The sequence below is a fragment of the Rhodoligotrophos sp. CJ14 genome (assembly GCF_038811545.1).
In the GTDB taxonomy this organism is placed as follows: Bacteria; Pseudomonadota; Alphaproteobacteria; order Rhizobiales; family Im1; genus Rhodoligotrophos; species Rhodoligotrophos ferricapiens.
On the sequence record NZ_CP133319.1, the window covers coordinates 1,945,669 to 1,966,030 of the forward strand.

The 20,362-nt window shown below is 62.5% G+C and carries 16 protein-coding genes; 2 read left to right on the top strand and 14 right to left on the bottom strand.

Going from position 1 to position 20,362, the window contains the following annotated elements; all coding sequences use genetic code 11:
• Positions 1-6: 6 nt before the first annotated feature.
• From glgB to RCF49_RS09065, 4 genes are all read right to left on the bottom strand, one after another.
• The gene (glgB, locus tag RCF49_RS09050; protein ID WP_342643697.1) at positions 7-2,262 is read right to left on the bottom strand and encodes a 1,4-alpha-glucan branching protein GlgB; all 2,256 of its coding nucleotides are present in this window, start codon (positions 2,260-2,262) and stop codon (positions 7-9) included.
• Entirely contained in the window at positions 2,225-5,560 is a 3,336-nt protein-coding gene (treS, locus tag RCF49_RS09055; protein WP_342643698.1) for a maltose alpha-D-glucosyltransferase, read from the bottom strand. Before treS ends, glgB begins: the two co-directional genes overlap by 38 nt.
• Before the next feature lie 33 nt (positions 5,561-5,593).
• On the bottom strand, positions 5,594-8,893 hold the full coding sequence (locus RCF49_RS09060; protein WP_342643699.1) for an alpha-1,4-glucan--maltose-1-phosphate maltosyltransferase: 3,300 nt from the start codon (positions 8,891-8,893) through the stop codon (positions 5,594-5,596).
• A gap of 63 nt (positions 8,894-8,956) precedes the next feature.
• Positions 8,957-9,997, bottom strand: coding sequence for an aspartate-semialdehyde dehydrogenase (locus RCF49_RS09065; RefSeq protein ID WP_342643700.1), 1,041 nt, complete (start codon positions 9,995-9,997; stop codon positions 8,957-8,959).
• A gap of 371 nt (positions 9,998-10,368) precedes the next feature.
• Between RCF49_RS09065 and RCF49_RS09070 the strand changes: the two genes are divergently transcribed.
• The gene (locus tag RCF49_RS09070) at positions 10,369-10,989 is read left to right on the top strand and encodes a glutathione S-transferase family protein (RefSeq protein WP_342643701.1); all 621 of its coding nucleotides are present in this window, start codon (positions 10,369-10,371) and stop codon (positions 10,987-10,989) included.
• A gap of 643 nt (positions 10,990-11,632) precedes the next feature.
• Positions 11,633-11,902: a hypothetical protein gene (locus RCF49_RS09075; RefSeq protein ID WP_342643702.1), complete on the top strand. Its 270-nt coding sequence runs from the start codon at positions 11,633-11,635 to the stop codon at positions 11,900-11,902.
• A gap of 40 nt (positions 11,903-11,942) precedes the next feature.
• Here RCF49_RS09075 and leuB read toward each other — a convergent pair whose 3' ends face one another.
• The 10 genes from leuB to RCF49_RS09125 all read right to left on the bottom strand — a co-directional run bounded on the left by leuB (position 11,943) and on the right by RCF49_RS09125 (position 20,133).
• Entirely contained in the window at positions 11,943-13,055 is a 1,113-nt protein-coding gene (leuB, locus tag RCF49_RS09080; RefSeq protein ID WP_342643703.1) for a 3-isopropylmalate dehydrogenase, read from the bottom strand.
• Between the two features lie 123 nt (positions 13,056-13,178).
• Positions 13,179-13,784, bottom strand: a complete 606-nt coding sequence (leuD, locus tag RCF49_RS09085; RefSeq protein ID WP_342643704.1) for a 3-isopropylmalate dehydratase small subunit — start codon at positions 13,782-13,784, stop codon at positions 13,179-13,181.
• A 269-nt stretch (positions 13,785-14,053) separates the two neighbouring features.
• Complete coding sequence (locus tag RCF49_RS09090) at positions 14,054-14,479, bottom strand: metallopeptidase family protein (RefSeq protein ID WP_342644164.1); 426 nt, start codon at positions 14,477-14,479, stop codon at positions 14,054-14,056.
• Between the two features lie 57 nt (positions 14,480-14,536).
• Positions 14,537-15,943, bottom strand: a complete 1,407-nt coding sequence (gene leuC / locus RCF49_RS09095) for a 3-isopropylmalate dehydratase large subunit (RefSeq protein ID WP_342643705.1) — start codon at positions 15,941-15,943, stop codon at positions 14,537-14,539.
• A gap of 194 nt (positions 15,944-16,137) precedes the next feature.
• Entirely contained in the window at positions 16,138-16,530 is a 393-nt protein-coding gene (gene rplS / locus RCF49_RS09100) for a 50S ribosomal protein L19 (RefSeq protein ID WP_342643706.1), read from the bottom strand.
• Positions 16,531-16,595: 65 nt separating this feature from the next.
• On the bottom strand, positions 16,596-17,309 hold the full coding sequence (gene trmD / locus RCF49_RS09105) for a tRNA (guanosine(37)-N1)-methyltransferase TrmD (protein ID WP_342643707.1): 714 nt from the start codon (positions 17,307-17,309) through the stop codon (positions 16,596-16,598).
• Positions 17,310-17,360: 51 nt separating this feature from the next.
• Positions 17,361-17,876: a ribosome maturation factor RimM gene (gene rimM / locus RCF49_RS09110; RefSeq protein ID WP_342643708.1), complete on the bottom strand. Its 516-nt coding sequence runs from the start codon at positions 17,874-17,876 to the stop codon at positions 17,361-17,363.
• 27 nt (positions 17,877-17,903) lie between these two features.
• Positions 17,904-18,287: a 30S ribosomal protein S16 gene (rpsP, locus tag RCF49_RS09115; RefSeq protein WP_342643709.1), complete on the bottom strand. Its 384-nt coding sequence runs from the start codon at positions 18,285-18,287 to the stop codon at positions 17,904-17,906.
• A gap of 77 nt (positions 18,288-18,364) precedes the next feature.
• Positions 18,365-19,933: a signal recognition particle protein gene (gene ffh / locus RCF49_RS09120; protein WP_342643710.1), complete on the bottom strand. Its 1,569-nt coding sequence runs from the start codon at positions 19,931-19,933 to the stop codon at positions 18,365-18,367.
• An 11-nt stretch (positions 19,934-19,944) separates the two neighbouring features.
• Entirely contained in the window at positions 19,945-20,133 is a 189-nt protein-coding gene (locus RCF49_RS09125) for a glutathione S-transferase (protein ID WP_342643711.1), read from the bottom strand.
• Positions 20,134-20,362 lie beyond the last annotated feature (229 nt).

Sequence of the window (20,362 nt, forward strand, 5' to 3'; positions counted from 1 at the left end):
AGGCGGCTATTCCAGCTCGAAGATCACGGTGGCAAGGGGCGGCAGGGTAAGACACAAAGAACAGGGCCGCCCGTGCCAGGATGCATCATCCGCCATCACGGCGCCAGCATTTCCAACCCCGCTCCCGCCATATTCACGGGCATCCGTGTTGATCCGCTCACGCCACAGACCGCCACACGGCACGCCGATGCGATAGTCCTGCCGGACCACGGGCGTGAAGTTGCAGACGACAAGACACGGCTTCGTCCCCTCCGCCCCCAACCGCAAATAGGCGATGATGCTGTTTTCCGCGTCCGAGGCATCGACCCATTGGAAGCCATGCGGGTCACAGTCCCGCTGGTGCAGGGCGGGAACTTGGCGATAGAGCCGGTTGAGGTCGCGCACCAGCCGCTGCACGCCTCGATGCTCGGGATTGTCTAGCAAATGCCAGTCGAGGCTGTGGTCGTGGCTCCATTCCCTCTCTTGAGCGAATTCGCCGCCCATGAACAGGAGCTTCTTGCCCGGATGCGTCCACATGAACCCGAAATAGGCGCGCAGATTGGCGAACTTCTGCCAGCGGTCCCCCGGCATCTTGCCGAGCAGCGAGCCCTTGCCGTGCACCACCTCGTCATGAGACAGCGGCAGAATGAAATTCTCGGAGAAGGCGTAGAGCAGGCCGAAGGTGAGCTGGTTCTGGTGATACCGCCGATGGATCGGATCTTGGCTCATATAGGCCAGCGTGTCATGCATCCAGCCCATGTTCCACTTGTAGCCGAAGCCAAGGCCACCGGTATAGACGGGCCGCGACACGCCCGGCCAGGCAGTCGACTCCTCCGCGATCATGGCGATCCCGGGGTGGCGTTCATACGCCACTTCGTTAAGCCTCTTTAGAAAGGCCACCGCTTCGAGATTCTCATTGCCGCCGAACACATTCGGCACCCACTCTCCGGGATTGCGACTGTAATCGAGATAGAGCATCGAAGCGACCGCATCCACGCGCAAGCCATCCACATGGAAGCGGTCGAGCCAATAGAGCGCGTTCGCCGTCAGGAAATTCGCGACCTCCCGCCGGCCATAATTGTAGATGAGCGTGTTCCAGTCGCGGTGGAAGCCCTGCCGCGGATCGTCATGCTCATAGAGGGCCGTGCCATCGAACCGGCCAAGCCCGTGAGCATCTGTGGGAAAATGCCCGGGCACCCAGTCGATCAGCACCCCGATCCCTGCTTCATGGGCCCGGTTCATGAACCGCCCGAAGGCCTCAGGGCTGCCGAACCGGCTGGTCGGAGCAAACAGGCCGATCGGCTGATAGCCCCAAGAGCCATCGAACGGAAACTCGGAAATCGGCAGGCACTCGATATGGGTGAAGCCCATATCGGCCACATAGGGGATCAGCCGGTCCGCGAGTTCGTCCCAATTGAGCATGCGCCAGCCATCCGCCCGCGCCCATGAGCCCAGATGGCACTCATAGATGGAAATCGGCGCGTCCAGCGCCTGTGCCAGCACACGGCGTTGCAGCCAGTCCTCGTCATGCCACTCGACCCTGACATCGCCAACCACCTTCGAGGCGGTGTGCGGTGGATGCTCCGATGCAAATGCGACCGGATCCGCCTTGAGCGGCAGCCGCTCCCCATGAGCACCGATGATCTCGTACTTGTAGAGCGTCTCAGGCCCAAGCCCGGGAATGAAAATATCCCACACGCCGCAACCGAGATGCAGGCGCATGGGATGGCAGCGCCCATCCCAGTGATTGAACGCGCCAACCACGCTCACGCGTCGGGCATTGGGCGCCCAGACGGCAAAGGAGATACCCTCGACACCCTCGACCGTCTTGCGATGCGCGCCCAAGGCCTCATAGAGCCGCAGATGCCTGCCCTCGCAGAGAAGATGAATGTCAAGCGGGCCGAGCGCTGTGGGAAAGCGATAGGGATCCTCCCGGATCTCTTCGGCAGCGGGCCAATAGATCTTCAGTCGATACGCAAACCGCTCCTGCCGGCCGGGGATCTCGCCCGCGAAGAACCCCGCCTCGTGCAGCTGATCAAGGTTTGCCACCGCCGCGCCCTGCTCATCGAGCACTTCCACCGCTCGCGCGGTGGGCAGAAAGGCGCGCACGCTGAGAGGCAGACCATCCTCGCCGCCATGCATGCCCAGGACGCCGAAGGGATCCCCATGGCGCCCCTCGACAATGGCCTGGATCGCCCCCCGGCTTGGGCGCCAGTCGTTGCGATACCGTTCTGTGCTTTGAGGATCAGGCCTCACTGGCGTCCTTTGCGTCACTTGCTCCATCAGGCGCCTCGGGCGTGAGAATGCGCATGAGCCCCGTCAGCGGTATGTCGACCCATTTTGGCCGGTTCGACGCCTCATAGGCCACCTCGTAGAGAGCCTTCTCCAAGAGGAAAAGCTCGAGCAGGCTGTTGAACGCCGCCTCGGGAAGTTCGAGTTCCCGCCTGTCCGGTGCTGCGCGTATGGTTTGCTTATACGCGTCGAGAAACGCCGCGCTGGTTTGCCGGTTCCATTGCCGCACCGCCGCCACCGCCGCCTCATCCGTGACCGGCTCGTCCTCCGCCCAGCGTATGGCCGTGAACGCCGCATATTCGAACGAGCGGATCATCCCGGCCACATCCTTGAGCGGCGATGTCTTCCGCCGCCTTTCATCCACCGGCCGGGCTGGCTCGCCCTCGAAATCGATGATGTAGAAGTCGTTCTGGGCGACCAGCACCTGGCCCAGGTGGAAGTCGCCATGCACACGCGTCTTGAAGCCAGCGATCGGACGCGCCGCGAGCTCGTCGATCCGCCGCGAAATCAGCTCGCCCGACTGCAGCATCCGCTCGGCCGAGCCCCTGATCTTGGCAGGCAATCCTTCAGGCAAGGTGTTGATCGCCGAGACCGCACGCGCATGCTGATCGTGCACGGCCTGAACCCACTCAGCAAGATCGCTCTCCGCAATCGGTTCTGGCGTAAACGCCGGATCATCCGTCGCAATTGCGAAGGCAAGGTGCAGATCGGCCGTTCGCCGCCCCAAGGTGCGCGCCCGGTCGAGGTAAGGCGCCAGCGCTTCCGTGATGCTCGCATCCTCGACCGAGAGGTTCCGTGCCGCCAGGGTCATGGCTTCATCATCGATGAACCGCTTCAGCCATTCGACTGTCGCCTCCCAGCCGTCACCCTGGTTACGGATGAAGCTATAGGCGGCACCCAGCACGGTCGGGCGGCCGTCGCTATCCACATGTTCGATGCTGCCGAGATAGGCTGGCGTATTGGCAAAGGCGGCGCGCTCGGTGAGGAACCGGCCCACCTCGATGTCCGGCTGCACCCCTTCCTGCAGCTTGCGATAGAGCTTGAGCATGACCTTGTTGTCGAGCAGCACGGAAGTGTTGCTCTGCTCTGCCCCCAACCGGCGGACTTCCGGCACCTCCGCCAGATCGAGGCCCCGAAGCTGTTCGGTCGCGGAGAAGACGATTTCGCCGTTCTCGCTCGCAATCCGGCGGCCCTCACGCATGGCGGCAACCACCATGCGGACGAAATCATCGCTTTGCGAGGAATCGAACAGCGCGCCGACCGACGGGCCTGAGCGTACTTTGGCGATAGTGTAGGACAGAAGTGGCGCGCCCGGCGAAATATGCTGCTCGCCCCAAGCGATGGTGATGGGCAGGAGATAGCGCTGTGGCGCGCCTCCCGGCGTTGGAACGACCGTGAGCTGGGTGAGCAGGTGCGGCTCTTCGGCTCCCTGCATGAGGGCCGTTGAGGCGATCGAGATCTCCGGCTCCGCCGAGCCCTTTTCCGCGAACCAGCGCTGGTTCGGCAGGAAGGCGGGCAGCGCCTTCTTCTCCAGGAGGATCCGCGCCTTGAACCCGGTAATGTCGGTTTCAAGATTGCGGATCACGATGGTGGTGAATTCCGGCACGGGCTCAGGCAACGGCGTATGCCATGCTGGCAGATCCGCCTCTTTCGCCAGGTGGAACCAATAGAACCCATAGGCCGGGAGGGTGAGCAGATATGGCAGATCCCCGATTGGCGGGAAGGGTGAACGGCCTAGCATCTCGATGGGCACCGCTCCCTTGAATGCCGCCAGATTGAGCTCCACAGCCTGCGCCGCGCGTGACAGGTTTACCACGCATAGGATCGTCTCCTCCTCGTATCGGCGCAGATAGGCGAGAACCTTGCGGTTGCGCGGGAACAGGAAGCTCATCGTTCCGCGTCCAAAGGCCGGGTGCTGCTTGCGCACCGAGATGATGCGCTTCATCCAGTTGAGCAGCGATGACCGGTTCGCCTGCTGGGCCTCCACGTTCACAACGGAGAAGCCATAAACCGGATCCATGATCGGCGGCAGATAAAGCCGCTGCGGATCCGCACGCGAGAAACCGCCATTGCGATCGGACGACCATTGCATCGGCGTGCGAACCCCGTCGCGGTCGCCGAGGAAGAAATTGTCGCCCATGCCGAGCTCATCGCCGTAATAGATGACCGGCGTGCCAGGCATCGAGAAGAGCAGTGCGTTCATCAGCTCGATCTTGCGGCGATCATTGTCCATCAATGTCGCAAGCCGGCGCCGGATTCCCAGATTGATACGGCCACGCCGCTCTTCCGCATAATAGTTCCAGAGATAGTCGCGCTCGCGATCCGTCACCATTTCGAGCGTGAGCTCATCATGGTTGCGCAGGAAGATCGCCCATTGCGCATTATCGGGAATGTCGGGTGTCTGATCGATGATGTCGGTGATCGGATGCCGATCTTCTTGCGCGAGCGCCATGTACATCCGCGGCATCAGCGGGAAGTGGAATGCCATATGGCACTCATCGCCATCCCCGAAATAGGGCCGCGTGTCTTCCGGCCACTGATTGGCCTCTGCCAGCAGCATGCGGCCGGGAAAATGCGCATCGACCTCCTTCCTGATCGCCTTCAGCACCTCATGCGTCTCAGGCAGGTTCTCGTTATTGGTACCCTCCCGCTCCCGAAGATAAGGCACCGCGTCGAGCCGCATGCCATCGACGCCCATTTCGAGCCAGAAATGCATCACCCGCACCACTTCCCTGAGCACGCGCGGGTTCTCGAAATTGAGATCCGGCTGATGTGAATAGAAGCGGTGCCAGAAATAGGCCTGCGCCACCGGATCCCATGTCCAGTTGGAGGTCTCCGTATCCAGAAAGATGATGCGTGTGCCCTGGTACTTCTTGTCCGTATCGCTCCACACGTAGAAATCGCGCGCGATCGTGCCGGGCTTTGCGACGCGCGCCCGCTGGAACCAGGCATGCTGATCCGAGGTGTGATTGATCACCAGCTCGGTGATCACGCGAATGCCGCGCCGATGCGCCTCCCGTACGAAGCGCCGGAAATCCTTCATCGTCCCATAGGCAGGATTCACCGCCTCGTAATCGGCAATGTCATAGCCATCATCGCGCAAAGGCGACGGATAGAACGGCAACAGCCAGATCGCGGTGACGCCGAGATCCTGAATATAGTCCAGCTTTTGGAGGAGGCCGGCAAAGTCCCCGATCCCGTCACCATTGGAATCAAAAAAGGCTTTGACGTGCAGCTGATAGATGATGACGTCCTTGTACCAAGTCGGATCACTCCAATCGACGGACATTTGCTGAAGGCTCCGAAACGCGAAAGAATGAGATCAAGCCAGGCCAGTGACAGAGGCCGGGGCTTGCCCGCCCGGCGGTATCAATCGCCAGATCTGGTAAGCCCGGATGGCGGGATCGAGGGTCATGGACTGGACCTTCCCCGTCCAGGTGAAGCGACCACCCGTGACAAGATCGACCACATCGATTGAGGCATCATCTGGCAGCCCGAATGCCCAGAGCGGGACTTCGAAAGCAGCGCTCTGCACATTGTGCGGATCCAGGTTCACCGCGATAAGGATGCAATTGTCCAGCTCCGCCGTGATTTTGTAATAGGCGATGATCTGGTCGTTCCAGCAATTGAGGAAGTGAAGATTGGCGAACGACCATAGCGCCGGGTTCTCGCGCCGGATGCGATTGATCAGCGCTACATCAGCACGAATATTGCCGGGCCGATCCCAATCCCAGGCGCGGATTTCGTATTTCTCGCTGTCGAGATATTCCTCGCGTCCAGGCAAGGCCGCAGCCTCGCATAGTTCGAAACCGTTATAAATGCCATAGACCGTGGACAGCGTGGCCGCGAGAACCAGGCGTGCCTGGAAGCCGGCCCGCCCGCTGGTCTGCAGGTAACGGGGATTGATATCGGGCGTATTGGTGAAGAAATTCGGCCGCATATAGTTCTGCGGACCGTCTGTCGTCAGCTCCGTTAGATACTCGATGAGCTCGGCCTTCGTATCTCGCCAGGTGAAATAACTGTAGGACTGGGTAAAGCCGAGCTTCGCCAGCCGCTTCATCACCTTGGGCCGGGTAAAGGCCTCCGCCAGGAAGATCGTATCGGGATGCTGGTTTTGAACCTCCCGGATCAGCCATTCCCAGAATGGGAACGGCTTGGTATGCGGATTGTCCACCCGGAAGATCTTGACCCCGTGCTCCGCCCAGAACAGCACCACATCCCGCAACGCATGCCAGAGCGAGGGGAACGAGGATGGCCCGTAGAAATGGACATTGACGATGTCCTCATATTTCTTCGGCGGGTTCTCTGCATATTTGATCGATCCATCCGGCCGCCAGTCGAACCATTCCGGATGCTCCCGGATCCAGGGATGATCCGGCGAGCACTGGATGGCGAAATCGAGCGCGATCTCAAGCCCGTGCGCCTTGGCTGCGGCAACCAGCCTTGCGAAATCCTCGAACGTGCCGAGCTCCGGATGCAGGGCATCATGCCCTCCCTCCTCCGAGCCGATGGCATAGGGACTGCCGGGATCATCCGGGCCGGGCGTCAGCGTGTTATTGGGTCCCTTGCGGTTCTTCCGGCCGATCGGATGGATCGGAGGGAAATAGAGCACGTCGAACCCCATGTCCCGCACATAGGGCAACCGGGCGATCACGTCATCGAACGTGCCATGCCGATTGGGATCGCCGGACTGTGAGCGGGGAAACATTTCATACCATGCGGCAACCGCCGCCGCCCGCCGCTCGACGATGACCTGCAGCGTGCGATGATAGGATGTGAGATTGACCCGTGGTGCCGCCCGGCGCATCAATGCCATCGTCTCGGGCGAGCGGAAGGCCTCGAGCTGCGCCTCGTCGGGCGTGATATCGAGCAGCTTTTGCAGCGCCGCCCGGTCGAGGCGCGTGGCCTGCTCCAGCGCCTCGGCGATGAGGCTGCGTCCCTCGATCAGCTCGAGCGAGACGTCGAGCCCGGCGCCGATCTTCTTCTCGACCTCATATTGCCAATAGCCGAAACTGTCCTTCCAGCCCGAGATGGTACAGTCATACCGGCCGATCCGATCGAGAATGATGCGGGCAGTCCAGCGGTCATTGCCGATATGCTCAAGCGGCACCTCCCGCCAGGTCTGCTCTCCCGGTGCCCGATAGAACAGCGAGGCATCGATCTTGTCGTGCCCATCCGCGAAGATGTCCGCGGACACCTCGAGCACCTCGCCGACGATGCGCTTGGCCGGGAATCGCCCGCCGTCGATTTCCGGCTCGACCGCCTCGATTGCCACCTGCTGCGGAGCCAGGATGTCCAGCGGAATGGCATCGCGCAGCCGATCACCCGACATGCCGAGCCGCTTCCCGCGCAAGATACGCGTCTCATAAGCACCGAGCGGCCGCAGCGGGTCCGCTCCTGCATCGGCCGTGGCTCCTCCGCCGGTTATGACCTCCCCGGTGATTGCGGGCGTGATGTCTTCGAAGCTGCCAAAGAACCCGCCCGTCGCCGCAAGCAGGCGCGCAAGGCTGGGCGGTTCTGCAAGATCGGGGGTCGGATTGACGAGAACCGCGACGGCGGATTGGGCATCCTGCTCCCGCTCCGCGTCGAACCGCAGGAAAGCCGCCGGCAACTCGTCAGGCGCGGCGACCAGCCTCAACAGATGCTCACTCTGCAACGCCGCATTGTCAGCTTTGAGCTTGTTCACGGCGGCGATCAGCAGGCTAAGATCGAAGTCCCGGTCCGCGACACAACGCGCCCAATCATCCTCACGAGCACCCGCAGTCGAGACCCCGCGCAGGCCATACTCGAAGCCCATGGGCATCCATAGACCTGTGGAAAAGGCGGCGGCGAACAGATAGCGCTGAACATGGATCTGTCTGATTACGTCAGCCGGCTGCATCCCGAACCCGTCCGCGAGATGGCCCGTGCGATCATCTTCCGGAAAGGCGATTGTCTTCACCCGATGCCGGAACTGGTCATATTGCGAAATCAGCCAGTCCTGCCGGAAATCCCACCAGGCGCTGCTGTTGAACACGAAATCAAAGCCCGCGCCAGCCGTCGCGAGCATGGTCTCGACTGCAACGCCCAGCGCGTCCGCGATCATCAGAGTGTCCGGCGCGCGATCGCGGATATGACTGATGAGGCCCCGCCATACCGCCAGCGGCACCCGATGCGCCTGGCGGCAGAGAAAACCGGCGACGCCCGCTTCCAGCGCTTGCTCGACCGGACCGATGCTCTCCGCAAGGCTCGACTGCCCGCCATCATCCAGCAGCCCGGGCGGGGCCGGCTCTTCCGGGAGCAGGCTGATCTCGATGATAAGGCCCAAGCCCGCTGCCCGCGCCTTGTCCGCGAGCATGGCCAGCGCTTCTTCGGCGAGCCCTCCGTCATCGCCGAGGAAACCACGCCCGATGCGCCCGGGTGAGATGACAAAATGATCGGTGCGACCGCTGCCGAATCCGCTGTCCACATGGACAAGATCGAAGCCAAGCTGTGCCGCGTGGCGGAAAATCTCGTCCCACTGAGCCACTGGGCCAGCCAGCGCCGGCTTCAGCCCATATATCCTAGGCGCACCGGCGACGGGGGCAGACGGCTTGGGTTGCAATGCCACGCCAGTCTCCATCTCCACGCCGGTCCGCTGCATGTCGAACACCTCCGCCCTCAAAGCCTTACGAAAGCTGAAAGCGACGGATCGGTTCCATCGCGATTATGCTGCCTTTTTGACGAGGCCGCGATTGACCAGAGCCTCGGCGATCTGAACCGTGTTCAAAGCGGCACCCTTGCGCAGATTGTCGGAGACAACCCACATCGCGATCCCATTGTCGACGGTGGGATCAACCCGGATACGGCTGATGAATGTGGCATAATCCCCCACGCACTCGACTGGAGTGACATAGCCGCCGGCCTCTCGCTTATCGATCACGAGGCAGCCCGGCGCCTCGCGCAGGATCTCGCGCGCCTCCTCGTCCGAGATCGGCTTCTCGAACTCGATATTGACCGCCTCGGAATGGCCGACGAACACTGGCACGCGCACGGCGGTGCAGGTCACCTTGATCTTGGGATCCAGGATCTTCTTGGTCTCGACCTGCACCTTCCACTCTTCCTTCGTATAGCCATCCTCCATGAACACATCGATATGGGGAATGACATTGAAGGCGATCTGCTTGGTGAACTTCTTGGGCTCGACCTCCTGGCCAGGCACATATTTGCCCTTGGTCTGGTCCCAAAGCTCATCCATTGCGTCCTTGCCGGCGCCCGAGACCGACTGATAGGTCGCCACCACCACCCGCTTGATCGTCGCCGCATCATGCAGGGGCTTGAGCGCCACCACGAGCTGCGCGGTCGAGCAGTTCGGATTGGCGATGATGTTGCGACGCTTCGGGTTGGCCATGTAGCTCTCCAGCACATGGGCGTTCACTTCGGGCACCACCAGGGGCACATCCTGCTCATACCGGAAGCAAGATGAATTATCGATGACAAGCGTACCCTTCGCACCGATGCGCGGCGCCCATTCCTTGGCAACCGCCGATCCGGCCGACATCAGGCAGAAGTCGATCCCGGAGAAATCGAACTGCTCCAGATCCTCGCATTTGAGCGTGCGGTCCCCGAAAGAGACCTCGACCCCGAGCGAGCGCCGCGAGGCCACCGCGTGAACCTCGTCCACCGGGAATTCGCGTTCCTCGAGGATGTTGAGCATCTCCCGGCCCACATTCCCAGTGGCGCCGACCACAGCAACCTTATAGCCCATGTGAAATCTCCTGAAACGGCAGCTCGTCTCTCCCGATGATCGGACCGCCGTGTGGCGGGGGCATGTCCCTCTCCCGCCGGGAGAGGATGCGGGATGAGACGAAGCTACGCGCCCGTCGTGGTGACGGCGCGTTTGGCAGTCGTCGTCGTTTTCGTCGCGGAAATGATGTGCCTAGCGCGCATCGACGTGTGCCCAGCCTCAAGCCCTGCGCGGAAGCACGCAGCGGCAGGAGTGTGGTGCATGAGCGGGAACGGCTTGTCAAGCGGGCCGCTCACCCACCGGAAAAAATGTCTAACCCCCAATCGCGCGACGACTATGGCAGGTCTGTGCTAATCATCAGCAGCCAATGACCTCGTCCAGGGAGCCCGCCCATGCTGAAGCTCTTCTATGCGCCGAAGACCTGCGCCCTCGCCACTCATATTGCCCTGATTGATGCCGGTGCGAACTATGAACTCGCACGGTTGGATTTCGGCGCAGAGGAACAGCGCAAGCCCGAATATCTCGAGGTCAATCCCAAGGGTCGTGTGCCCGCACTTGTAACGGAGCGAGGCCCTCTCACCGAAACCCCGGCACTTCTGGCATATATTGCTCAGCGCTTCCCAGAAGCGGCATTGGCGCCCTTGGGTGATCCCTTCGCATTTGCTGAGGTTCAAGCCTTCAACAGCTATCTCTGCGCGACGGTTCACGTGGCCCATGCCCACGGCCGGCGCGGCTATCGCTGGGTGGACGAGCCCGAGGCCATTGCCGCCATGCAGCGCAAGCTGCCGGCATCCGTCACCGCCTGCTTCGAGCTGATCGAGCACAAGATGCTCAGAGGTCCCTGGGTTATGGGCGAGAGCTATACTATCTGCGACCCCTACCTGTTCACGGTCGCCACATGGCTTGAAGGCGATGGCGTTGATATCTCCAAGCTGCCGCGGGTCATCGAGCATCGCGAGCGTATGGCTCAGCGTGAGAGCGTGAGGCAAGCGCTGGCCGAACAAGCATCCTGACGAAGCACGCGCGGGGTCTGTTCGGCCATTCCGTCCAGGCTGAGCTATTCTTTATTCATCAGGAAACCAACATTCGAACGCGGCCTGACCACAGTCGCCAACATAATCACTGAACCCTCCTTCGGGAGGAGTGCGCGTTGCAAGCTATTGTGGAGACTGGCGGGAAATGATTGGCGAACCGAAGTGGCTTCAAATAGCGCGCCAATACATCGGCACACGGGAAATACCAGGCCCTCAGCACAACCCTGTCATCGTGAACATGTGGGAGGAGATAGGCGCCCCGTTCCGGGATGACGAGACCGCTTGGTGCGGTGCTTTTGTCGGCCATGTTCTGCAACAAGCTGGCTTTTCTATCGTCGCCAAACCGGCCCTGGCCCGCGATTGGCAACACCTGCCCGTTCAACTAATCGAGCCGGCGCGCGGCAGCATAGCAGAGGTTACTATGGCGGGAATCCCCGCTGAGTTGGAAAGGCCATGTGGGCTTCGTCGTGGGTAAGACGGAAGACGGCGATCCCGTGCTGCTCGGCGGCAATCAGGGCGATGAGGTCAGGATAGAGCCATACTCGAACGAGAAAGTGCTCGGCTACTATTGGCCAACCGACCGTCAGGACGGTCAGCCGACGCTGAGATGTATGAGCTTCCAATGTTCTTCTCGAAAGAGGTATTGACAGCAGACTTGCAGCTCTTGCCGGCTCCGGACGCCCGCGAGGAGGTGAAGCTGCTGTCGCCCTCGGCAGACGACGAGATCATCGAGAACGATCGAGATGGCCTCTGCGCCCACCGCGTCGTCAGAAAAGACGAGCAATGCCCGTCGCTCGCCGAGCGGCGCGAGCTCGTGATGCTTGATGACAGGCCAGACCAGACCGATCTCGCGGGCGGCATCGGCCACGAGGCCAATTTCGCCATGGCTTGACGCAAGGCCCGGCTGAGGTGCTCGACGCCCGGGCGGCTCCTCAGCCTGCCAGACCAGCCAGTTCCCTGGCGATCGCCGCACCCATTTCGGAGGTCGAAACCTCCCGCATTCCTGGCTGCATGATATCGCGGGTCCTGAGGCCCTGATCGAGCACCTTGGCGATCGCCCCATCGAGCTTGTCCGCCCACTCGCCGAGCCCGAAGGAATAACGCAGCGCCATACCGAAGGACGCGATGGTGGCGATCGGATTGGCAATGCTCTTGCCCGCGATATCAGGGGCAGAACCGTGCACCGGCTCATACATCGCCTTGCGGCGGCCGGTCTTCTCGTCCGCAGCCCCGAGCGACGCGGAGGGCAGCATGCCGAGCGAGCCCGTGAGCATGGCCGCCACATCCGACAGCATGTCGCCGAACAGATTGTCGGTCACGATCACGTCGAACTGCTTCGGCGCACGCACCAGCTGCATGCCGCAATTATCCGCCAGGATGTGCTCGAATTCGACATCCGCATAGTCGCGGGCGTGCACATCCCGCACCACCTCGTCCCACAACACGCCGGATTTCATCACATTCTTCTTGTCGGACGAGGAGACCTTGTTCCGGCGCGTCCGTGCAAGCTCGAAGGCGACGCGCGCGATGCGCTCGATCTCATAGGTCTGGTAAACCTGGGTATCGACCGCCCGTTTCTGGCCATTGCCGAGATCGATAATCTCCTTGGGCTCGCCGAAATAGACCCCGCCGGTGAGCTCACGGACGATGAGAATGTCGAGCCCCTCGACCAGCTCGCGCTTGAGAGCGGATGCATCCGCAAGCGCCGGATAGCAGATGGCCGGCCTGAGATTGGCAAACAGGCCGAGGTCCTTCCTGAGCCGCAGCAGGCCAGCCTCGGGACGCTTGTCATAGGGCACCGCATCCCACTTCGGACCGCCCACTGCGCCGAACATCACCGCATCCGAGGCCTGCGCCAGCGCCACGGTCTCTTCCGAGATGGCCTCGCCATGGGCATCATAGGCAGCACCGCCCACCAGCCCCCGCTCGACCTCGAACCGGGCAATGCCCCGATCGTTGAACCAGTCGATCAGCCGCTCGACTTCTTTCATCACTTCAGTGCCGATCCCGTCGCCGGGCAGAACCAGGATGTTGAATGCGGCCATCGATCTATCCTTCAAAGCGCTGGACGTTCAGGATGTAGGCTGCGGGAGAGAAGTCTGCCGCAGCGTAAGAAGGGCTGGCGCCGGCGCAGAGGCCGGCACTCCGTCAAGAATGAAATCTGCTGCTCAGAGCCAAGGACGGGCGCTCTGGGCCTGCTGCTCATAGCTGGCGATCGCGCCAGCCTTCTGCAGCGTCAGGCCGATATCGTCGAGCCCCTCAATGAGACAATGCTTGCGGAACGGATCGACATCGAACTTGATCTCGTGACCATCGGCATCACGGATGACCTGGTTCGGCAGGTCGATGGTCATCGTGGCGTTCGAGCCGCGGCTTGCGGTCTCCATCAGCTGGTCGACCTGCTCCTGTGGTAGCACGATCGGCAGGACACCGTTTTTGAAGCAGTTGTTGAAGAAGATGTCGGCGAAGGACGGCGCGATGATGCAGCGGATACCGAAGTCGAGCAAGGCCCAGGGCGCATGCTCGCGGCTTGATCCGCAGCCGAAATTCTCACCCGTGATCAGGATTTGCGCATTGCGATAGGCTGGCCTGTTGAGCACGAAATCCGGCTTCTCCGAACCATCGTCTTCGAAGCGAAGATCGAAGAACAGCCCCTTGCCCAGACCGCTGCGCTGGATCGTCTTCAAGAACTGCTTGGGGATGATCTGATCCGTATCGACATTGATCATCGCCAGGGGTGCCGCGACACCGGTCAGTTCAGTGAATTTCTCCATGGTCCATCTCCACAGCATCAACCGAAGCAGCGCCATGGCTTCGGTAGGATCATGTTTAAGTCAAGCCGATTGCCTATCGGTCATGCGCCGGTCCGCTGCACGCGTCAATAGCTCAGGAGGCAAGATATGTCGAATAGAGGTGCCAGACGAGATAAATGAGCAGAGCAGCACCGATGCCACGCCCGATGCGCCGTCCCCATCGCACCACCGGATCTTTCTCGTCGTCGGAAGCTGGGCCGGGTTCAGGAGACATGGCATGGATGAAGCCGCTAGGCGCCGGCCTCGGCCTCGATCCGCTCCATGTCCTCATCGGACAGGCCGAAATGGTGGCCGATTTCATGGATCAGCACATGGGCCACGATATCGCCGAGCGGATTCTCGTGCTCGGCCCAATAATCGAGAATCGGGCGGCGATAGAGCCAGATCATATTGGGCATTTGCCCCGATTGCGGGCTCGCCCCGTCGCTCGTCATCCCGACCCCGTGGAAGAGGCCGAGCAGGTCGAACGGCGTTTCCGCGTTGAGCTCTTTCAGCACTTCCTCGGTGGGGAAATCCGCCACCCGAATGATGATATCGCCGCACAGCGCACGGAAGGCATCGGGAAGTTGGGCAAAGGCTTCCGACGCCAAAGCCTCTATGTCATCAAGGGTTGGTGCAATGAAGCGTGACCTGTCCGGCCGGTACTCGCCAGTCACAGGATAATTGCTCCGATAGGGTTTATAGCTGCCCAATTGGGGTTGGCTCTCCTCTACTCAGTGCCACTGCCTGACATCGACGAAATGGCCTGCGATGGCTGCGGCCGCCGCCATGGCCGGCGAGACCAGATGGGTGCGCCCGCCCTTGCCCTGACGGCCCTCGAAATTGCGGTTCGAGGTGGACGCGCACCGCTCCTTCGGGTTCAGCTTGTCCGCATTCATCGCCAGGCACATCGAGCAGCCCGGCTCGCGCCAGTCAAAACCGGCCGCCTTGAAGATCTTGTCCAGACCCTCCTGCTCCGCCTGCAGCTTCACCAGGCCCGAGCCCGGCACCACCATTGCCTGCACCCGCTCCGAGACCTTGCGTCCCTCGATCACCCGCGCCGCTGCACGCAGATCCTCGATCCGTCCATTCGTGCACGAGCCGATGAACACCCGGTCCAGCGCGATATCCGTCACCCGGGTGCCCGCAGCCAGTCCCATATAGTCGAGCGCCCGCTGCATCGCCTCGCGCTTGTGCTCATCCTCGACCCGCGAGGGATCGGGAACCTGCCCCGTCACCGACACAACATCCTCAGGGCTCGTCCCCCAGGTCACGATCGGCGGCAGATCCGCCGCATTCAGCCGCAGCTCGTAATCGAAATGGGCGCCCTCATCCGTATAGAGCCTCTCCCAATAGCGCCGCGCCAGATCCCATGCCGCACCCTTCGGGGCCCGCGGCCGGTCCTTGATATAGGCGAAGGTCTTCTCGTCCGGCGCGATCATGCCGGCCCGGGCACCGCCCTCGATCGACATGTTGCACACCGTCATCCGCCCTTCCATCGACAGGCTGCGGATCGCTTCCCCCGCATATTCCAGCACATGGCCCGTGCCGCCCGCCGTGCCGATCTCGCCGATGATCGCCAGGATGATGTCCTTCGCCGTCACCCCCTCCGGCAACCGGCCATCCACCACCACCCGCATGTTCTTGGCCTTGCGCTGGATCAGCGTCTGCGTGGCCAGCACATGCTCGACCTCGGAGGTGCCGATGCCATGCGCCAGCGCGCCGAACGCCCCATGGGTCGAGGTATGGCTGTCGCCGCACACGATCGTGGTGCCCGGCAGGGTGAAGCCTTGCTCAGGGCCGATGATATGCACGATCCCCTGGCGCTTATCGACCTCGTTGAAATATTCGATGCCGAAATCGCGGGCATTGCGCGCCAGCGTCTCGATCTGGGTCGCCGATTCCGGATCATCGATCCCGTGGCTGCGGTCCGTGGTCGGCACATTGTGGTCAACCACCGCCAGCGTCTTCTCCGGCGCCCGGACCTTGCGCGCCGTCATCCGCAATCCCTCAAATGCCTGCGGGCTCGTGACCTCGTGCACAAGATGGCGATCAATATAGAGCAGGCAAGTTCCGTCCTCAGCCCGTTCAACAACGTGATCGTCCCAGATCTTGTCATACAGGGTGCGTGGCGCGCTCATTGATCGATCCATCTTCTTTCACAGCAACGGCGAACTGAACGTAAGGTGCCGCGCTTGAGCTTCGTGTCCTCAGCCGTTCATATGACCAAGCCGTCAATTCCGGTCAAGAGAATCCGGCCGGCCTTCCCTAACGCCAATGGCGCGGTGCCCAGCTTGGGAACCGCGCCGCGCGAGGAATGCTGTTGATGAACGGCTCAGCTGCTGGCTGTAGCCGCATCGCTCCGGCGGTTGTCCTGCCGCTCGGCGATACGTGCCGATTTGCCGCGACGGTCCCGCAGGTAATACAGTTTCGCGCGACGCACTTTGCCGCGGCGCACGAGCTTAATCGACTCGATCAACGGGCTGTAGAGCGGGAAAACACGCTCCACACCTTCGCCATAGGAGACCTTGCGAACCGTGAACGACTGGTTGAACCCGCCGCCATTGCGGGCGATGCAAACGCCTTCATAGGCCTGCACGCGCTCGCGGGAGCCTTCGACGACCCGCACATTGACGATTACCGTGTCGCCCGGCCCAAAATCCGGGACCGGTCTGTTGGCCGCGATCTTTTCGGCCTGTTCCTTCTCAAGCTGCTCGATGATGTTCATCGGACCGATCCTTCCTTCATATTGCGCGCGGTTCTACGCGCGCTCGCAACAAAAATCAAACCTTGTCACTGCTTGTCGTCGCGTTTCCGCCCGATCCAAGCTTCGTAAATCTCTGGCCGCCGGCTTTGCGTCAACGCAATCGCCTGCTCGCGGCGCCAAGCCTCGATGCGCCGATGATCACCAGACAGGAGGATTTCCGGAATCTCCCTGCCTTCCCAGACCCGCGGCCGCGTATAATGCGGGTGTTCGAGCAGCCCTTGCTCGAAACTTTCCCACTCGCCCGACGCGGCGCTGCCCATGACGCCCGGCAAGAGCCGCACCACCGCGTCCATCAGCACGATTGCCGCCGGCTCACCGCCCGAGAGGACGAAATCGCCGATGGCAACCTCCTCGAGCTCGCGAGCCTCGATCACCCGCTCGTCCACACCCTCGAACCGCCCGCACACCACCAGCACGCCCGGCCCCGCTGCAAGCTCGCGCACCCTCGCCTGGGTGAGCGGGCGCCCGCGGGCGCTCATCAACAGCCGCGGCACGCCTTGCGCCTCCTCGGCAACCGAGTCGATCGCCGCCGCCATCACATCCGGCCGCAGCACCATGCCGGGGCCGCCGCCAGCGGGCGTATCGTCAACCGCGCGATGCCGGCCCTCGCCGAAACCGCGAATATCGACCATATCGAGCCGCCACACCCCCTCGGCCAGCGCCCGTCCGGCAAGCGAGACGCCCAAAGGCCCCGGAAACATCTCCGGATAGAGCGTCAACACGGTCGCGGTCCACGGCATCAAGCCTATCCTCATGCCACGCCAGGCAGCACCCGCACGGCGCAGCATCTGCTACTCGAGCCCGTCGGGCGGATCCACCACCAGCCGGCCACCAGAGATGTCCACCTCCGGCACTGCCTCCCGGGTGAAGGGCACGTAGATCGTCTGCGCTGAACCGGCCCGCCTGACCTCCAGGAGGTCGCCCGCGCCGAAATTCTGAACCGCGACCACCTCGCCCAGGAGCTCGCCCGAGATCCGCACCGCTTGAAGCCCGATCAGATCGGCGAGATAGAACTCGTCCTCCTCAAGCTCCGGTAGACGCTCTCGCGGCACATAGAGCATTTGCCCACGCAGGCTTTCCGCTTCGTTACGATCATCGATGCCCCCGAGCTTCGCAATCACCCCGCCTTGGGTGAGCCGGCGCCGCTCCACCGTGAAGGAGCGGCTGCCATCTTCGAGCTCGAGCGCCCCATAATCGCCGATCGCCTCGGGATCCTCGGTGAAGGTTCTGATCTTCACCTCGCCCCGCACCCCATGAGCGGCCACGATCGTGCCGAGGCATATTCGGTCGCGCCGCTTTCCCGTCATGGCTGGCGCCGCGGTCGATCAGATCGATCAGCCGGCTGGCTGCTCGGCGGCCTCGGCAGCCTTGCGAGCGGCATCCTCAGCGGCAATCCGCTGGGCTTCCTCGCGCTCCTGGCGCTTCTTGCCGATCTCGCCCTTCTTCGGATTGCTCCTCGCCTCACGCTTGCGCAGGTCTGCGACATCCAGGAACCGGGCGACCCGATCCGTGGGCTGCGCGCCAACGCCGAGCCAATGGCGCACGCGATCGGTATCGAGCTGCACCCGCTCCGGATTGTCCCGGGCGAGGAGCGGGTTATAGGTGCCGATCTTCTCGATGAAGCGGCCATCCCGTGGCGCGGTCGCCTCGGCCACCACGATGCGGTAGAACGGGCGCTTCTTGGCGCCTGCACGCGCCAGCCGGATCCTCAATGCCATAGTCGTCTTCTCTCCTGTTCAAACCTGAAAATTCTAAGCGCAGCGGCCTGGCTTGCCTCGTCCGGCGCCTCGGCAGCTCATTTCTTTTTCCCCGGGAACTTGCCGCCGAGCCCGGGGAGCCCGCCAAAGCCGGGAAGTCCTCCCTTGCCGCCACCAAGACCGGGCAACTTGTTCAGCAGATCCGGCGACACGCCCTTCGGCAAGCCGTTCGGCCCAAGCTCAGGCATGCCCCCCGGCAATCCGGGCAGACCACCGCCGGGCAAACCGCCTGGCAGCTGCTTCGCGATGGCCGCCATATCCGGCATCCCAGCCCCGCCGCCGCCGAACAGGCGAGACAGCATGCCCTTGTTCTTGCCCATCATCTTCATCATGTCGGCCATCTGCCGATGCATCTTGATGAGCTTGTTCACGTCCTGCACGTCGGTGCCCGATCCCGCAGCGATACGCTTGCGGCGGGATCCGTTGAGCAGCTTGGGCTGACGGCGCTCCTCGCGGGTCATGGAGGTGATGATGGCGAGTTGCCGCTTCAGCACCTTGTCGTCGAGATTGGCGCCATCCAGCTGCTTCTTCATCTTGCCGATGCCCGGCAGCATATTGAGCACGCCCGACATCCCGCCGATCCGCTGCATCTGACGAAGCTGCTCGGCGAGATCGTCGAGATCGAACTCGCCCTTCTTCATGCGATCGGCGATCGCCTGGGCCTTCTCGGCGTCGATCGTCTCGGCCGCGCGCTCGACAAGGCTGACCACATCGCCCATGCCGAGGATCCGGCCGGCGATCCGGCTGGGATGGAAGCCCTCGAGCCCGTCGAGCTTCTCGCCCGTGCCGATGAACTTGATCGGCTTGCCCGTGACGGCGCGCATGGAGAGCGCTGCACCGCCACGGCCATCGCCATCAACGCGCGTAAGCACCACGCCGGTGATCCCGATCCGCTCGTTGAAGGCGCGCGCAACGTTCACCGCATCCTGACCGGTGAGCGAATCGACCACCAGCAGCGTCTCATGCGGCTTGGCAAGATCACGCACCTGCTCGCTCTCGCGCATCAGGTCGTCATCCACATGCAGACGGCCGGCCGTATCGAGGATCACCACGTCATAGCCGCCGAGCCGCGCTGCATCGAGCGCGCGACGGGTGATCTGCACCGGATCCTGTCCCGCAACGATCGGCAGCGTGTCGATGCCCGCCTGCTCGCCCAGGATCTTGAGCTGTTCCTGAGCGGCGGGCCGGCGCGTATCGAGCGAGGCCATGAGGACGCGCTTCTTGTCGCGCTCCTTCAGCCGCTTGGCGAGCTTGCCCGTGGTGGTTGTCTTACCCGAGCCCTGCAGGCCGACCATCATGATCGGCACTGGCGGCACGGTGGCGAGATCGACCTCGGAATCATCAGCACCCAGGGTCTCGACCAGGGTGTCGTGGACGATCTTGATGACCATCTGCCCCGGCGAGACCGAACGGATCACCTGCTGGCCGACCGCGCGCTCGCGCACCTTGTCGACGAAGCCGCGCACCACCTCGAGCGCCACGTCGGCTTCGATGAGGGCGCGCCGCACCTCCCGCATGGCGGCGTTGACGTCGTCCTCGGTGAGCGCCCCACGCCGGGTGAGCTTGTCGAAAATGCCGCTGAGGCGTTCCTGGAGATTATCGAACATGTACGGTCCCGTCAGGCGTTATTGCCGCCAAGCGCGGCTTCGAAATGCGTGACGGCCTGCTCGAACTTGTCGCGGCAACCGGAATTGCAGAAGCCGACGACGCGTCCTTTGTAGAGGGTGAGGGAATCCGCGGCAACCGGCTTGCCCGACCAGGGGCAGGTCTCGTTCACGCAGTCCTCGATATGCAGCTCGTCGGCCATGATCTGGTGTCCTTGTGACCAAACGCCAATGGCACCCGTGGGCGAATCTCGCTGACGGATGTTGACCCCCTTGCCTCCCGGAGCATGTCTCCGCTCCATGTGCAAGGTAGCCTTCAAAGACGCAGAGTCTCAGAAATCGGCCGCGACCGTAACCACAGCGCGCGGCGCATGTCAAGGATCGGGACCGGCGCAGATCCGTCTGAACGCCCAAAGAATTGAGCCGCGTCGA

Bases quoted from the DNA above. Each gene is read 5' to 3' on its own strand.
- leuD (WP_342643704.1), bottom strand. From the start codon at position 13,784: ATGGAGAAATTCACTGAACTGACCGGTGTCGCGGCACCCCTGGCGATG.
- RCF49_RS09070 (WP_342643701.1), top strand. From the start codon at position 10,369: ATGCTGAAGCTCTTCTATGCGCCGAAGACCTGCGCCCTCGCCACTCAT.
- RCF49_RS09075 (WP_342643702.1), top strand. From the start codon at position 11,633: ATGTTCTTCTCGAAAGAGGTATTGACAGCAGACTTGCAGCTCTTGCCG.
- glgB (WP_342643697.1), bottom strand. From the start codon at position 2,262: ATGGAGCAAGTGACGCAAAGGACGCCAGTGAGGCCTGATCCTCAAAGC.
- RCF49_RS09065 (WP_342643700.1), bottom strand. From the start codon at position 9,997: ATGGGCTATAAGGTTGCTGTGGTCGGCGCCACTGGGAATGTGGGCCGG.
- trmD (WP_342643707.1), bottom strand. From the start codon at position 17,309: ATGCCGTGGACCGCGACCGTGTTGACGCTCTATCCGGAGATGTTTCCG.
- ffh (WP_342643710.1), bottom strand. From the start codon at position 19,933: ATGTTCGATAATCTCCAGGAACGCCTCAGCGGCATTTTCGACAAGCTC.
- RCF49_RS09125 (WP_342643711.1), bottom strand. From the start codon at position 20,133: ATGGCCGACGAGCTGCATATCGAGGACTGCGTGAACGAGACCTGCCCC.
- leuB (WP_342643703.1), bottom strand. From the start codon at position 13,055: ATGGCCGCATTCAACATCCTGGTTCTGCCCGGCGACGGGATCGGCACT.
- leuC (WP_342643705.1), bottom strand. From the start codon at position 15,943: ATGAGCGCGCCACGCACCCTGTATGACAAGATCTGGGACGATCACGTT.
- rpsP (WP_342643709.1), bottom strand. From the start codon at position 18,287: ATGGCATTGAGGATCCGGCTGGCGCGTGCAGGCGCCAAGAAGCGCCCG.
- RCF49_RS09060 (WP_342643699.1), bottom strand. From the start codon at position 8,893: ATGCAGCGGACCGGCGTGGAGATGGAGACTGGCGTGGCATTGCAACCC.
- treS (WP_342643698.1), bottom strand. From the start codon at position 5,560: ATGTCCGTCGATTGGAGTGATCCGACTTGGTACAAGGACGTCATCATC.
- rplS (WP_342643706.1), bottom strand. From the start codon at position 16,530: ATGAACATCATCGAGCAGCTTGAGAAGGAACAGGCCGAAAAGATCGCG.
- rimM (WP_342643708.1), bottom strand. From the start codon at position 17,876: ATGACGGGAAAGCGGCGCGACCGAATATGCCTCGGCACGATCGTGGCC.